Origin of the sequence: Paenibacillus sp. FSL H8-0259, from assembly GCF_037963255.1 — a bacterium.
Lineage (GTDB): Bacteria > Bacillota > Bacilli > Paenibacillales > Paenibacillaceae > Paenibacillus_AQ > Paenibacillus_AQ phytohabitans.
Window position 1 is genome coordinate 1,759,847 of sequence record NZ_CP150147.1, and the last position, 15,120, is coordinate 1,774,966.

12 protein-coding genes are annotated in these 15,120 nt (G+C 55.7%); all 12 read left to right on the forward strand.

Annotation, left to right across the window (positions count from 1 at the left end):
* Positions 1-21 precede the first annotated feature (21 nt).
* Positions 22-1,389, forward strand: a complete 1,368-nt coding sequence (locus NSU01_RS07630) for an amidase family protein (RefSeq protein ID WP_256704055.1) — start codon at positions 22-24, stop codon at positions 1,387-1,389.
* A gap of 712 nt (positions 1,390-2,101) precedes the next feature.
* A complete protein-coding gene (locus NSU01_RS07635) occupies positions 2,102-3,676 on the forward strand; it encodes a PucR family transcriptional regulator (protein WP_076248669.1) in 1,575 nt (524 codons plus the stop codon).
* Between the two features lie 41 nt (positions 3,677-3,717).
* The gene (locus NSU01_RS07640; RefSeq protein WP_076248667.1) at positions 3,718-4,338 is read left to right on the forward strand and encodes an NTP transferase domain-containing protein; all 621 of its coding nucleotides are present in this window, start codon (positions 3,718-3,720) and stop codon (positions 4,336-4,338) included.
* A gap of 218 nt (positions 4,339-4,556) precedes the next feature.
* On the forward strand, positions 4,557-5,732 hold the full coding sequence (locus tag NSU01_RS07645) for a BMP family ABC transporter substrate-binding protein (RefSeq protein ID WP_076248665.1): 1,176 nt from the start codon (positions 4,557-4,559) through the stop codon (positions 5,730-5,732).
* 107 nt (positions 5,733-5,839) lie between these two features.
* Positions 5,840-7,372 carry an ABC transporter ATP-binding protein gene (locus NSU01_RS07650; protein ID WP_042134514.1) on the forward strand — a complete coding sequence of 511 codons (1,533 nt, stop codon included), beginning with the start codon at positions 5,840-5,842 and terminating at the stop codon, positions 7,370-7,372.
* Positions 7,369-8,484: an ABC transporter permease gene (locus tag NSU01_RS07655; protein WP_144026223.1), complete on the forward strand. Its 1,116-nt coding sequence runs from the start codon at positions 7,369-7,371 to the stop codon at positions 8,482-8,484. Before NSU01_RS07650 ends, NSU01_RS07655 begins: the two co-directional genes overlap by 4 nt.
* Before the next feature lie 30 nt (positions 8,485-8,514).
* Entirely contained in the window at positions 8,515-9,444 is a 930-nt protein-coding gene (locus NSU01_RS07660; RefSeq protein ID WP_042134515.1) for an ABC transporter permease, read from the forward strand.
* A 259-nt stretch (positions 9,445-9,703) separates the two neighbouring features.
* Positions 9,704-10,222 (forward strand): 2-oxo-4-hydroxy-4-carboxy-5-ureidoimidazoline decarboxylase, encoded by a 519-nt coding sequence (gene uraD, locus NSU01_RS07665; RefSeq protein WP_231575304.1) that lies wholly within the window; start codon positions 9,704-9,706, stop codon positions 10,220-10,222.
* 241 nt (positions 10,223-10,463) lie between these two features.
* Complete coding sequence (gene uraH, locus NSU01_RS07670; protein ID WP_042134519.1) at positions 10,464-10,838, forward strand: hydroxyisourate hydrolase; 375 nt, start codon at positions 10,464-10,466, stop codon at positions 10,836-10,838.
* A gap of 60 nt (positions 10,839-10,898) precedes the next feature.
* On the forward strand, positions 10,899-12,293 hold the full coding sequence (locus NSU01_RS07675) for an allantoinase (protein WP_076248662.1): 1,395 nt from the start codon (positions 10,899-10,901) through the stop codon (positions 12,291-12,293).
* Positions 12,257-13,591, forward strand: coding sequence for a Zn-dependent hydrolase (locus tag NSU01_RS07680; RefSeq protein WP_179093651.1), 1,335 nt, complete (start codon positions 12,257-12,259; stop codon positions 13,589-13,591). Before NSU01_RS07675 ends, NSU01_RS07680 begins: the two co-directional genes overlap by 37 nt.
* A 101-nt stretch (positions 13,592-13,692) precedes the next feature.
* Positions 13,693-14,925: an alanine--glyoxylate aminotransferase family protein gene (locus NSU01_RS07685; protein WP_076248660.1), complete on the forward strand. Its 1,233-nt coding sequence runs from the start codon at positions 13,693-13,695 to the stop codon at positions 14,923-14,925.
* The last annotated feature ends 195 nt before the right edge of the window (positions 14,926-15,120 follow it).

Here is a 15,120-nt window from a genome sequence, read left to right on the forward strand (position 1 = left end):
GGGAAGAAAGGTGGGAACAGCATGGCTCTACATAATCATCACGGTGCGTTCAGAGTTCCGGAGCTTGCGGTTCCCGGCAGCGGACACGGAACTCTGTATGGCTTAAGCTTCACCGTTAAAGATGTATTCGCGGTAGCCGGACACCGTTCATCCGCCGGCAACCCGGACTGGCTGCGCACCCATGAACCGGCGGCTGCCCATGCTCCGGCTGTGAGCAGGCTGCTGCAAGCCGGAGCTGCGCTGCGCGGGGCGGCCCATACGGATGAGCTGATGTACAGCTTGGGCGGGGAGAATTATCACTACGGCACCCCGGTGAATCCGCACGGGGAGGGCCGGATACCCGGCGGCTCGTCTAGCGGTTCAGCGGTGGCGGTGGCCTCCGGCAGTGTGGATTTTGCTTTAGGCACAGATACCGGAGGCTCTGTCCGTGTCCCTTCTGCCTATTGCGGTGTATACGGCTTTCGGCCAACGCATGGAGCGGTTGATATAGAGGGTGTAATCCCGCTGGCCCCGGGGTTTGATACGGTAGGCTGGATTGCAGGCAGCGCGGAGTTGCTGCTGAAGGCTGGTGAGGTGCTCTTGGGACAGCCCGTGAGCGTGGAGGATCAGCCTGGTGAGATCCAAATGGGCAAGCAGACGGATGCTCAAACCGGTGAGCCAGCCGATATGAGGAACGGTATGAGGAACGATATGAGGAACGGTAGGCAAGCCGAGCCGCACAACATTAAGCCAAGCGGTACGCAAACCGGCAAGCAAACCGGCAAGCAAACCGACAAGCAAACCAATACGCACAGGCTGTCCCGGATGTTCATCCCGCCGGAATGCTGGTCATTAGCCGGTCAGGAGTGCGGCGGCTATCTGAAGCTGGGACTGAATAGGCTTCAGACAGGTTCCGCATTGCAGACTGCCGTGATGGAGATTGCCCCGGAAGGCTTGAAGACATGGATGGATGTCTTCCGTGAACTTCAGGGCGCCGAGATATGGGCAACGCATGGCGCGTGGATTGAGCGGGAGCGGCCGGTCTTCGGACCGGATATTGCCGCCCGGTTCACTTGGGCGGCGGGGCTGGCCGGAGCGGACCACAGCGGGGCCCGCTCCTTGCGCAGGGAGTTCACGGAGCGGCTGCGGGGGCTGCTCGGGAATGACGGCTGCATCGTCATCCCGACCGTGCCCGGCCCGGCGCCGCTGCGCGGCGGAGATCCCGCGCAGCTGGAGCTGAACCGCAGCGGCGCCATGATGCTCAGCTGCATTGCCGGACTGGCCGGGCTGCCGCAGGTTACGCTGCCGGTGGCGGGGCCCGGCGGCCTGCCGCTTGGACTGTCCATTATCGGCGGGTATGGGCAGGATCTCGAACTCCTGTCATGGGTGCAGGAGGTATGGAAGCGGTGATACGCTGAGTACTGGGAAGAGAGTAAGAGAGTAAGAGAGTAAACGAGGAATAAGAAGAATGTGCTGACCATGTGGACGATACTTAAGCAAACGGACAGCCGCAGAGTGAATCGGACTCTGAAGACCCTATTTTGCCCGAAAACCTATTATTCTGCCGGTTGCGGACTCAGGAGCCGTTATCTTGTTCATTGAAGCCCGAAATGAGGGGAAATGAGCTTATTAACGGTAACTGAGTCCGCATACCCTGTGGATGGCTTGATGGCTATAATTCGCCCCAATAAAGGCCCCAGTCCGGAACGCTTTACGGCTACCGGTTCATCCCCCTCAGCGGACTGCCAAACCGGCGCTTATTGCCGCCGGTAGCGTCCTGAAGGACGCCAGCTGCTGCGCACAGCAGCTAATTATCCATCTTAACATCACACTTGCATACAGCAAGCCTTAGTTCTCCAGACGAGGAGAAACAGGGCTTTTTCTATTTGTACGTCAGATTAAAACCTGTGCTTGAGGATTTACTGGATTGAAAATAAGTAATGATTTAATTTTCCTCCAGCAACCCAATCGTTAAAATTCTGTGACTTACGTGATATTACCTGACATTCATGGTTTATATTTTCACTTTCCTCTTTCCATGAAGGGTCATTTTATCTATAATGTTACATAAAGTAACATAAAGAAGAACTAAAGAAGATGAACCTATAGAAGGAGGGATGGCATGCATCTTACGGTTGAAGAAGCGTTGTCCATTTATCCTTTATCTGAAGCTAAACTCATTGCAGGCTCCAAAGGGAAACACAGGATTGTCAAATCCATCAACGTGATGGATGCCCCGGATATCTCGGATTGGATCAAAGAAGGGGAAATGCTGCTGACTACCGCCTATCTGATCAAAGACAGTCTCGAGGATGCCTCGGCACTGCTGCAGACGCTGAACCGCCGCGGATCGGCGGGTCTTGGCATCAAGCTGGGCCGTTTCTGGGATGCGGTGCCGGAGAAGCTGATTGCCGAAGCGGAAACGCTGAATTTCCCGCTGATTGAGCTGCCGTTCCAGTTCACCTTCTCCGATCAGATGAACGGCTTGTTCCGCGCCGAACTCTCGCGCAGCACAAGTGTGCTGCAGGGCATTATGGAGAAGCAGCGCAAGCTTATGCGCTTCGCCCTGCGTTCCGGGCGCAGCCGTCCGCTGCTCGAATCGGTCTCTGAGGTTATCGGCTATCCGCTGGCGGTGGTCAGCGTCCGGGGTGCTACAGTCTTCAATAACTCCGGTTATTCCGACAGCCAGCTGCTGGAGGGCTGGCCCTGGCAGAACCGTAATCAGCGCTTCCGCATCGGCGAATGCTCGGGATACCGGATTCCTCTGATGCAAGGCGAGAAATGCTCGGGTTATCTTCTGTACTGCAGGATTGATCCATTGCTGCTGCCGGTCGAGGAAAGCCTGTTCATCCAGGGTGCTGAACTTATCTCATATCATATCCATGCCGGGTTTGAGGATTATTTCGAGCATGCCGAGCACCGGGAATTCAGCGGGCTGCTGCGGCGTTGTCTGAACGGCGGGCTGTCGTGTGCGGAGCTGTCCCAGGCGGCGCTTAAGCTGGATGTGCAGCTGCTGCAAGCCCCGTTCCAGCTTCTGCTGACCGACGTAGCCGCTGCTGGGGAAGCAAGGCAGGCTGAGCTGTTGCGGCTGAAAGAGGAATATCTGGAGCATCCGGTGCTGCATGGGCTGCAGGCGGTTCATTTGATAATGGAAGAGGGATTGCTCTCCCTCTATCCGGCAGGCCCGCTAGCCCCGGAGCAGTTCCGGGAGCTGATTAATGAATGTTTTCACAATCTGAAGTTTGATAAAGGCTATTATCCGCGGGCCGCCGTCAGCGGAGTGAAGGTGAAGCCGGAAGGGCTGAAGGAAGCCTTTGCCGAGATTAAGGAATGTATGGGGATGGTCCAGCAATGGGGGGCACACGGAAATGTGGTGCATTACCGGCAGCTTGAGCTCCATCTGTTGCTGAACCAGATCCCGGCGGAGACGATGGAGAGATACTGCAGCGGCAGTCTGCGCGGTCTGCTCAGCCGTGAACCGGAATACGTCAAGGAAATGCTCCATACGCTGGAGGTCTATCTGGATAATGACGGCCATGTGAATGAAACTGCGAAGAAGCTGTTTATCCACCGCAATACCGCCACTTACCGGATTGAGAAGCTTAGTGAGCTGCTGGATGTCGATTTCAAAAAAATCAATGATCTCATGAGGCTGAAGCTGGTATTCCTGTTCCGCAGAATGCTGGAACGTGAATAGCTGTAGTATGCCTACAAATTAACGGAAGGAGTGGAGTGCACTTGAAAGTAGCCGGAATCTATCTGGCGGCAAGCCGGAGCAAGGAAGCAGTTGCCGGGAGTGGTTCTCTGAAGCAGCCGGGTGGAATAACGCTTGGAGCAGCCACGCTAAGTGAGCTGGAGCGGTGCGGTCTTGATCCGCTGATTGTGGTGGTCCGGGCAGATGATCCTCTGAAATGGATGCCTCCCGCCAGTTCCCGGAGCAGCAGACGTACGGAGACCTGCCTGACGGCTCATTTAGGGCTGTCCTTCTCTCTCCGTTGCGGCCTGAATGCCATTTCATCGCTGCAGCCTGATGCCGTTGTCATCGCTCACGCGGATCAGCCGTTTATTCCTGCGGCGCTGGTGAACCGGCTGACGGATGCCTTTGAGCAGAATCCCGGACTCGACTATGTGGCAAGCATAAATGAAGGTGTGGTGAATCCCCCTGTGTTGTTCGCACAATCTGTGTTTCCGGAGCTTCAGGCACTGGACAGCGATAGGGGGTTATCGGCTATTTTTCATTCTCCCGGCTACAAGGGAATGATGCTGCAGAGTGATTCCGAACGGGATTTCACGGATGCGGAGCTGCCGGTCAGCTTTGGGGAGATTCGCAGAGAATGGAGTGTGCCAAGGGACAACTGACAGCAAAATCGCCATTTTCCAAAATTATGTTAGGGAATATCACATATTTTAAGCATAATTCAAGGTATCCTAGTGCACAAAACACAAAAACGACAGCGATTCTTATAAAATGACACAAAGCTATGTTATATAAATTTACGTAACTGCTGTGTCTCAGTATAGTAGAGATACATTAATGGCTGGAGCCATTAGGAGAGATATCCTGGAGGAGGAGAATTATGAAAAGAAGGGGTCAGGGATTTAAATTCAGCCTGGTAACCATGTTCCTGTTAGCGGTGGTTCTGACGGGGTGCGGCAACAACAATACGGCGTCGAATACGAATGGGGCGGCCACAGAGGCGCCTGCGGTAACGAATGCGGCAGCAGCCACCGAGGCAGCAGCAACAACAGAGCCGGCAGCAGAGAAGCCGACGGTTGCTTTTGTATACATCGGGCCTCCGGGTGACGGCGGGTATACGTATCAGCATGATCAAGGCCGCCTATACATGGAGAAGGAACTGGGCATCAAAGCCGATTTCGTGGAAAATGTACCGGAAAGCGCCGATGCGGAACGCATCATCACTGAACTCGCCCAGAATCATGACATTGTCTTCACCACAAGCTTCGGATATATGGATTTCACCTTGAACGTAGCCGGTAAATTCCCTAACGTGAAGTTCCTTCATGCCTCCGGTTACAAAACAGCCGATAACATGGGTACTTACTTCGGCAAAAACTATCAGGCTAGTTATCTGTCCGGTATCGCGGCAGGCAAAATGACGACAAAAAATCATCTTGGTTATGTTGGAGCCTTCCCGATCAGCGAAGTTATTTATAACCTAAATGCTTTTACCCTGGGAGCACAAAGTGTAAACCCTGATGTCAAAGTGGATGTAGTATGGACCAACACTTGGTATGACCCTGCTACTGAACGTCAGGCGGCAATCAGCCTGCTGGATAAAGGCGCAGATGTTCTGCTGGCTTACCAGGATTCACCGGCTACGCTGCAGGCTGCTGCAGAACGCGGAGCTTTTGCCGGAGGAAATGACTCTGACATGAGCAAATATGCACCGGACAACTATTTGACCAACCCTGTATGGAACTGGGGCCCTTATTACGTAAAAGCCGTTCAATCCGTTATGGATGGAACCTGGAAGAGCGAGCAGTACTCCGGCGATATGGCCGATGGTATGGTTGAGCTTGCGCCGTTCGGCAGCAAGGTTCCGGATGATGTGAAGCAACTGGTGGAAGATGCCAAAGCCAAAATCATCAGCGGAGAGCTGGATGTATTCACCGGCCCGATCTCGGACAACAAAGGAAATGTAGTGGTTCAAGACGGCCAAAAGCTGACGCTTGAAGAAGTGCTTTCCATGAACTGGCTGGTTAAGGGTGTAGAAGGTACCATCCCGCAATAACAGCAGCTTTGAATTGAATACAGCACGGCCTTATGGGTGGGGCGGGTTCCGTATGTCGGAATCTTCCCCACCCGTACTACAACTATAAAGGAAAGGAGCTTCCCACAATGCAGGACCATTCGGTTGAAATGCGCGGGATAGTGAAGAAGTTCGGTTCTGTAACGGCCAGCGATCAAGTCGATTTTTCGGCAAATGCGGGTGAGATTCACGCGCTGCTTGGTGAGAACGGAGCAGGAAAAAGCACAGTCATGAGTATGCTGTCAGGTGTGTACAGGGCGGATGCGGGGGAGATCCTCATTCACGGCAAACCAGCCAAAATCCGTTCTCCGAAAGATGCGGCACTCCTCGGGGTAGGCATGGTATTTCAGAACTTCAGACTGGTGCAAAGTCTCACGGCAGCGGAGAACATCGTGCTTGGCGAAAAGTCGTCTTTCTGGCGTGGCAGCAAGTGGATCAAGCATAAACATGAAGAGATTGAGGCGCTTGGAGAACGGTTTGGCCTCAAATTTCCGGTTGACCGGCCGATCTGGCAGTTGTCTGTCGGTGAACAGCAGCGTGTTGAAATCGTCAAAACCCTGTACCGGGGTGCAGATATTATTATTCTTGATGAGCCGACCTCGGTGCTGACACCGGGAGAGGCGGAGCAGCTGTTTGAAACCCTCAAGGTGATGAAGCAGACGGGGAAGACGGTAATCATGACGACCCATAAAATGAAGGAAGTCATGGCTTCCTCCGACCGGATCTCGGTGATGCGCAAAGGGAAAATGATTGCTACTCTGGAGACGGCCAAGACGGATGAGCTGGAGCTGGCCCGGCTGATGGTGGGCAGAGAAGTGACGATCAGCCGTCAGGAGCGCGAGGCTACAGCAGGGGAACCGTTGCTGGTTGTTAAGGACCTGGATGTTGCTGCCGATCACGGGCGCAAAGCGCTGGATGCTCTGTCGCTCACCGTACGTGAAGGCGAGATCGTAGGGGTGGCCGGTGTCGCCGGCAACGGGCAGAAGGAGCTGGCCGAGGTGCTGACCGGGCTTAGAACGTGGAAGACGGGCGAGATTATTTTTGACGGCAGTCCTGTAAAAACAGCCTCGGTAAGAGGCGCCATCGATTCGGGAATCTCGCATGTGCCGGAGAACCGGATGAAGAGCGGTCTGGCCGGACGCCTGGGCTCCGTCGATAATCTGCTGTTCAAGTCCTACCGCAGTAATGAGCATTCGAAATTCGGCTTCCTGAAGGCTGCGAAGAACCGTTCCTGGTCGCAGGAGCTAGTCCGCCGCTTCAACGTGAAGACACCGGAGCTGGATACCCCGGTGCAGCAGATGTCGGGCGGAAACCAGCAGAAGCTGCTGTTCGCCCGCGAGGTCAGCCACCAGCCGAAGCTGATGGTTGCCGTTCATCCGACTCAGGGGCTGGATGTCGGCGCTACAGCCGGTGTCCACGAGCTGCTGATGGAGCTGCGGAGCTCCGGCAGCGGCGTGCTGCTGATCTCTGAGGATCTCGATGAGCTGCTGCAATTGTCTGACCGCATTCTGGTCATATACAACGGTTCAATTATAGGTGAAAGCGATCATGAGCATGCGGACCGGGAACAAATCGGACTGATGATGGCCGGAATCCGGAACATGGAGGGGAGCGCCGTATGAGTCCGGATACTGGAAGCAATACTGCAGTGCTGGAGCCCTCACCGGGGAAAAGCGGGAAATGGTACTCCCTCAGGCTGGAATACGATTCAAGCCGTACCCGTTCACCGTGGTGGACGCCTGTTCTGTCAGTTATTCTGGCGCTGCTGCTCTGTGCGGTGTTCATTGCCGCCAATGGCATGAGCCCGCTTGTGGTATACGAAAAAATGTTCCGCGGAGCCTTCGGAACCTCCTACGGCTTCACAGAAACCATGGTAAAAGCTATTCCGCTATTGCTATGCGGACTTGGTATCGCGGTGGCCTACCGGATTTCCGTCTGGAATATCGGGGCGGAAGGCCAGCTGACTGTAGGTGCTATGGCGGCTACAGCGGTAACGATTTATTTCCCTGATCTGTCTTCGTTCTGGTCAATCACACTAATGCTGGTCTTCGGTACGGCGGCCGGGGCATTGTGGGGTCTGATGACCGCCGTTCCGCGGACGCATTTCGGTGTCAACGAGCTGATTACGTCGCTGATGCTGAACTATGTGGCTCTGCTGGCTCTGGACTATGTGGTCTTCGGACCGTGGAAGGACCCGAAGGGCTTCAACTTCCCGGGTTCACCTATGTTCACCGCTGCACAGTCGCTGCCGGTTCTGGGAAGCACGCGGCTGCATATCGGGCTGATCTTCGGGCTGGTGGCCGTCCTTATCTATTATCTGATGATCAAATTCACCCGCTGGGGTTATGAGCTGCGCCTGATCGGTGCCAACCCAACAGCTGCCCGCTACGCGGGGATTCATATCAAGAAGCATATCATTATCGTCATGCTGATCAGCGGCGGCCTGGCCGGTATTGCCGGCATGGCTGAGGTCTCGGGGGTTACACATAAGCTGATGCAGGGGATATCACCCGGTTATGGCTATACGGCAATCATCGTGGCTTGGCTTGCCAAGCTGAACCCGCTGGGTCTGATTGTCACCTCCGTTCTGTTCGGCGGCCTGATCGTCGGCGGGTATAGTGTACAGACCATCGGACTGCCTTCGTCCATATCGGAAATGCTGCAGGGTGCGATCCTGTTCTTCCTGATTGCCGGCGACATGATTCACCGTTTCCGCATCCGCCGGAGCGCATAACAGCATTCGCTTAGAGAAGGGAGTTTACCCATGGATTTCACTACACAGTTATTAATAGCCGCCATATCCGCCGGAACACCGCTGCTGCTGGCTACACTGGGAGGCATTCTGACCGAACGGGCCGGAATCATTCAGCTCGGTGCGGAAGGGCTGATGCTGATGGGGGCGGTGACGACCTGTATCGTCTACATACGCAGCGGGAATCTGATCCTTGCCCTGCTCGCAGCTGTGGCCATTACTGCGCTTCTGGGTATGGTACATTCCTTCCTTACAGTTACCCTCCGGGCGAACCAGACAATGTCAGGTCTTGCCATGACGCTGTTCGGCAGCGGACTCAGCGCCTATCTCGGCAAGTCTATCAGCGGTATTCCGCTTCCGGGCACTTCACCCAAGCTGGATCTGGGGGCGTTGAAGTCGGTTCCGGTGATCGGGGATATTTTCGGCCGGATGGATTATCTGACCTGGTTCAGCCTGCTGCTTGTGCTGGTGCTGCATCTGCTGATCCACCATACCTCATGGGGGCTGCATCTGCGGGCAGTCGGAGACAATCCGGCTACAGCGGATGTCATGGGCATCCGTGTACAGCTGATCCGCTATGGCTACGTTACAGCCGGAGCTGCACTGATTGGTCTTGCCGGGGCAGACATGGTGCTGGCCTATGCACCGACCTGGAATGAAGGCCTTACGGCCGGCCGGGGCTGGATCGCCGTCGGGCTGGTGATTTTTGCCAGATGGAATCCGCTGCGTGCGCTCTTCTGCGCATATTTCTTCGGGGCACTCGATTCCCTGGGCTTCCGGATACAGCTGCTGGGCAGTGTGGTGCCGTCTTATTTCCTCAAAATGATTCCTTATGTCGTTACGATTCTGGTTCTGATGTATCTGGGATACCGCAACCGCAACAAGCCTTCCGGCACGCCGGAATCGCTGGGAACACCTTATGTCCGTGAACAGCGGTTCTGAGTTGCTGAATGCTGCATAGAAGGTACAATATAAGATAGTAAGTTTACGCGAGCAGGAAGTACTATAACTATCACGCGGATTTATGGAGTAACACAGGTATGGTCCATTTCATGCAGTTCGAACATCTTAAATCACTGAGAGATCGGTACTTCAGGTGCTGATGGCAAAGTAGATGGCTTGAATGCGGAAATGGGCTTTTTTTACCCTAAAGAATGTTTGAATTTAAACTATGCAAATTAGATGGATGGAGGATGAGCCATTGAATACACCTGCGGATATTGTGACACTGGAACAGATCAACAGCATGGGACAACCGGAATTTGTAGAGAGCCTTGGAGGTATATTCGAACATTCGCCCTGGGTTGCGGAAGGCGCCTATAGTGAGCGTCCGTTTGAATCCGTGCAGCAGCTGCATGACACTATGGTTGAAACGGTGCGTAAGGCGGATCGTAGCCAGGTACTTGCGCTGCTTAGAGCCCACCCTGATCTGGCAACAAGGCTGCAGGTCACTCCGCTATCGGCGGCAGAGCAGCAGGGGGCCGGTCTGGACCGGCTGACACCGGAGGAATTCAAGCAGCTTACGGAGCTGAATGCCGCCTATACCGAGAAATTCCAGTTCCCGTTCATTCTGGCTGTGCGCGGCAAAAATAAAGATGACATCATTAACGCCATCCGTGATCGGGTGGACCGCAGCCTGCAGGAAGAATGGGATCAGGCGCTGCAGGAGATCGGCAAGATTACCCGTTTCCGGCTGGAGGATCTGCTGGCGGAGGCATAGGACATAGTGCAAGAGGCCTCATATCCGATCCGCACTCTACAGCATACTTGCTTCTAACAAATCAGCAGGAGGTGTCGTTCATGACCGGAACCAGCGGCTTAATCCTTAGTATGGAGAGAAGAATGAACAAAAAAATAAGCAAAAGGCACAGCAGTCAGTATGCGGGAAAAAACGCAGAAATGCTTCTGCCGGAATCGGAAATCCGCTGCTTCAATAGATGCAGGCTTGGAGGATACCTGTCATGAGCGGGCGGTTAACGACTCATGTGCTGGACCTGTCGCTAGGGAAGCCTGCAGCGGGCATGTCGCTTCAGCTATGGAGATTCGGTGAGGTAATGCCCGCGCTGATATGTGAGGCTGTCACGAACAGTGACGGCAGATTGGACGCTCCCCTGCTGGCAGGGGAAGAGCTGCTGGCCGGAAGCTACGAGCTGGTCTTCATGGCCGGCGACTACTTCAGGAGTGCTCAGGCGGGTGCTGGCGGTGAACCGGTAGGGAGTGGCAGCATGTTCCTTGAGCATATCCCGATCCGCTTCAACATTCCGGACCCGGCAGAGCATTATCATGTGCCGCTGCTGGTTGCACCGGGAGGATACAGCACATACCGCGGCAGTTAAATGTAACGATACAAATACGAATACCATTACGAATACCACTAGACTGGAGGTGGCCGTTTCATGGAGGAATCCTATGAGCTTATTATCAGGAATGGGGATGTTGTACTCCCCGGAGAAGTCCGTAAGCTGGATATCGGTGTGAAGGACGGCAGAATCGCTGCCCTGGGCGAAGCGCTGCACGGCTCACCTGCCACTACAATTATTGATGCAGCAGGACAATATGTGCTCCCCGGCATGATTGATATGCATGTTCATTTCAATGAGCCGGCGTTCGGCCATTGGGAAGGCTTCCGCAGCGGATCGGCTTCCCTTGCCGCTGGAGGCTGTACCTGTTATTCGGATATGCCGCTGAATGGTAATCCGCCGACTGTAAATATAGAAGCACTCCGCTTGAAGACAGAAGCTGCAGCCGGGAATTCGGCGGTGGATTATGTGCTGTGGGGCGGACTCGTGCCCGGCAATCTGGAGGACCTGGAGGAGCTGGCGGCGGCAGGTGTTACCGGCTTCAAGGCGTTTATCTCGAATCCCGGCGGTGAAGGCGAAGGCCGGTTCCGCGAGGTGGATGACAATACCCTGTATCAGGGAATGGTCCGCATCGCCGCAATCGGCGGCATTCTCGCCCTGCATGCGGAGAGTGAAGAGATGACCTCGGCGCTCGGAGCAGCTGCACTCCGCGAGGGGCGGAGCACTGCGCGTGATTTTGCCGCCTCCCGCCCGCCCGAAGCGGAGCTTGAGGCTGTTGCCCGGGCACTCCTATATAGTGAACGGACCGGCTGCCGGCTGCATTTCGTGCACATCAGCACCTCCGCAGCCTTGGAGCTGATTCACGAGGCCAAGCAGCGGGGGCTGGATGTGACAGCGGAGACCTGCCCTCATTATCTGATTCTGAACGAGGACAGCATGGAGGAGCTGGGGCCGCTGGCGAAATGTGCTCCTCCGCTGCGCAGCAGCGGGGAGCGGGAACGGCTGTGGCATGCGGTGGCAGCGGGCCTGGTGGATCTGATTGCTTCGGATCATTCCCCTTGTCCGGCAGAATTGAAGCTGGCGCCCGGCTTGTCTTTTTTTGAAGCCTGGGGCGGAATATCGGGGGCGCAGAGCAGTCTGGAGCTGATGTTCCATGAGGGTGTGCGGGTGCGCGGCCTGCCGGTCACTCAGATCTCTGCGCTATTGTCGGAGCTGCCAGCCCGGCGTTTCGGGCTGGAGCAGCGCAAAGGCTCCATCACTCCGGGGCTGGATGCCGATCTGGTGCTGCTTGACCCGAATGCGAATTATACCCTGCAGGCGGAGGATTTATATTACCGCCACAAGCATAGTCCTTATGCCGGTATGACCTTATCCTGCAAGGTAACGGCAACCCTCTCCCGCGGCAATGTGGTTTATACCGCCGGAGAAGGCATTGTTGCAGCGGATGGCGGTGAATGGCTGCGGATCTCCAGCCGCCAGCCGGCCCGGTGAAGCTGCCGGTCCGGCATGTCCCGGCCGGAGAGATGCTGAAGCTGCTGGATGAACTCGCAGCCTTCAGTGCTCCCGGCCCGGGGGTTACCCGGCTACTGTACACGCCGGAGTGGTACCGGGTCCAGCATTTTTTGCAGGAGAGAATGTCTGGATTCGGACTTGAGGTCAGAACGGATGAGGTCGGAAATGTATACGGCAAGCTGGCCGGATCAGTGGTAACGGATAAAGTAATTCTAACCGGCTCACATATCGATACGGTGGTGAACGGCGGACGTTATGACGGTGCTTACGGAGTAGCTGCTGCTGTAACTGCACTGCATTATCTGCAGATGACCTTTGGCCAGCCGCTGCGGACGCTGGAGGTGGTGTCCTTTTGTGAAGAGGAGGGCAGCCGCTTTCCGCTGACGTTCTGGGGTTCCGGCAATGTTACAGGGCTCTACGACGGGAGTGAGCGCGAGAATTGTGCAGACGGCGAAGGGGTAACGCTTGGGGCGGCTATGGCTGCCTGCGGTCTTGGCGGCAGCATTGAAGCCTCCGGAGCTAGCCATTATAATACTTCAGAGAGTGGCGGCACTGCCTTCGGGCACAGTCCGGTCCGCAGTGATATTGCCGCCTACGTTGAACTGCATATTGAACAGGGGATTATTCTGGAACGGTCGTTCCAGGAGATCGGGGTGGTGCAGGCGATCGCCGGTCAGCGGAGATACAAGGTCAAGGTGTGCGGCACAGCCAATCATGCCGGAACAACGCCGATGGGACTGAGGAAGGATGCGCTGGCAGGCAGCGCAGAAATGCTGCTGGCACTGGAGCGTTCCGCTGTGGCAGAAGGGGACCCGCTGGTGGCAACAACGGGCAGGCTGGAAGTCTATCCGGGGACACCGAATGTCATTCCGGGCGAAGTGCAGTTCACGCTGGATATCCGGCATAGCGAAGCTGCGACACTGGAGCGTTTTTGCTTAGGGATGCTTGATAAGTTCACAGCGATTGCCGGCAGGCGCGGTCTGATTCTGGAGGTGCTGCCTCTGCTGGCTACAACTCCTGCACCTATGGATACGGAGCTATGCCTGTCGCTGGAACAAATTTGTGTGGAGCAGGGGCGGTCGTACCGGAGAATGGTCAGCGGGGCGGGGCATGATGCCCAGCTGTTCGCACCGCGCTGCCCGTCGGCAATGATATTCGTGCCCAGCCGGGGAGGGGTCAGCCATTCTCCTGATGAATATACTTCACCGGAAGAGCTGGCTGCGGGACTCGAAGTACTGACGGCAATCTTATATAAATTGGCTTATACAGAGAACTGAAGCTCAGGGGTTCTTGAGCTTAAAGAGCTTCCATAAATTCAAGGAATTCAAGAGATTTTAAAGATTCAGGAGATTCAGAGAGACGAGAGGGGGAGAGAGTGATGAAGCGCTACGAAGATTTGTCGCCGTCCTTGCGGTGTATTATGACTCCGGGACCGGTGGAGGTTGATCCGCGTGTGCTGCGGGCCATGTCTTATCCGGTACTGGGTCAATTCGATCCCGAGTTTACAGATATTATGAACGAGACGATGGAGATGCTCCGGGAGCTGTTTGCCACAGGCAATAAGTGGGCCTATCCGGTGGATGGCACATCACGCTCCGGGATTGAAGCGGTAATGGTCAGTCTGATTGCTCCGGGAGACCGGGTGCTGATTCCGGTCTTCGGACGGTTTGGACATCTGCTGCATGAGATTGCCGAGCGCTGTGGTGCTGAGGTGTTCACTATAGAGCAGACCTGGGGCAGCGTGTTTCCGCCCGAGGATGTGATCGCGGCCATCCGCAGCTTCAAGCCGGATGTGGTGGCGATTGTCCACGGGGAGACCTCTACGGGACGCGTGCAGCCGCTGGCCGAGATCGGGCGGGCGTGCCGTGAGCAGGATGCCCTGCTGATTGTGGACGCAGTGGCGACCATTGGCGGGGTGCCTGTGGAGACGGATGCCTGGATGCTCGATGCCGTGGTCGGCGGAACGCAGAAATGTCTGTCTGTCCCTTCGGGCATGTCCCCGGTCACCTATAACGAGCGTGCCGAAGCCAAGCTGCTGAAGCGCAAACAGGTAGAGAGGGGACTTAGAACCGGCGGCGATGAGGCAAGCGAGCTGCCGGTTGTCCGCAGCAACTACCTTGACCTCGGCATGCTGCAGGACTACTGGAGTCCCCAGCGGTTGAATCACCACACGGAGATGACCTCCATGCTGTACGCATTGCGTGAGGGGCTGCGGCTGGTGCTGGAAGAAGGGCTGGAGGCCCGTCATGCCCGTCATAAGCATCATGAGCGAGCCCTTGTGGCCGGCCTGACCGCAATGGGTCTGGAGCTGTACGGTGATCCGGAGAGCAAGCTGACGGTAGTCACCTGTGTGCTGATTCCGGAGGGAGTGGACGGGGAAGCGGTGCGTTCCATGCTGCTGAACCATTTCGGGATAGAGATTGCCAGCTCGTTCGGTCCGTTAAAAGGCCAGATCTGGCGCATCGGTACGATGGGCTTCAGCTGCCGGGAGAATAATGTGCTGCGTCTGCTTGGAGCTCTGGAGGCGGCGCTTGTACGCCACGGATTCGCCGTTTCAGCCGGCCAGGGTGTCCAGGCGGCACTTGACGTATACGAGTCAAAAGTAAGATAATCATAAAAATGCGCTAAGTGGTGAAAGGTAAGCAGCACAAGTTGCGATCCGGAGCAGCCGGACGGCTTGTATTTTAGCTAAGTACCTCTGTATAAGCATCGTTAAGCTCCGCTTAGATTAGCAGTCAGGTCTATCCTCCTGGCGATAGTTCAAACAACGGCTTGCGACCCGTGAGGGGCGTCAGGGCCGTTTTTG

Bases quoted from the DNA above. Each gene is read 5' to 3' on its own strand.
- uraH (WP_042134519.1), top strand. From the start codon at position 10,464: ATGAGCGGGCGGTTAACGACTCATGTGCTGGACCTGTCGCTAGGGAAG.
- NSU01_RS07645 (WP_076248665.1), top strand. From the start codon at position 4,557: ATGAAAAGAAGGGGTCAGGGATTTAAATTCAGCCTGGTAACCATGTTC.
- NSU01_RS07635 (WP_076248669.1), top strand. From the start codon at position 2,102: ATGCATCTTACGGTTGAAGAAGCGTTGTCCATTTATCCTTTATCTGAA.
- NSU01_RS07660 (WP_042134515.1), top strand. From the start codon at position 8,515: ATGGATTTCACTACACAGTTATTAATAGCCGCCATATCCGCCGGAACA.
- NSU01_RS07630 (WP_256704055.1), top strand. From the start codon at position 22: ATGGCTCTACATAATCATCACGGTGCGTTCAGAGTTCCGGAGCTTGCG.
- NSU01_RS07680 (WP_179093651.1), top strand. From the start codon at position 12,257: ATGGCTGCGGATCTCCAGCCGCCAGCCGGCCCGGTGAAGCTGCCGGTC.
- NSU01_RS07650 (WP_042134514.1), top strand. From the start codon at position 5,840: ATGCAGGACCATTCGGTTGAAATGCGCGGGATAGTGAAGAAGTTCGGT.
- NSU01_RS07685 (WP_076248660.1), top strand. From the start codon at position 13,693: ATGAAGCGCTACGAAGATTTGTCGCCGTCCTTGCGGTGTATTATGACT.
- NSU01_RS07675 (WP_076248662.1), top strand. From the start codon at position 10,899: ATGGAGGAATCCTATGAGCTTATTATCAGGAATGGGGATGTTGTACTC.
- NSU01_RS07655 (WP_144026223.1), top strand. From the start codon at position 7,369: ATGAGTCCGGATACTGGAAGCAATACTGCAGTGCTGGAGCCCTCACCG.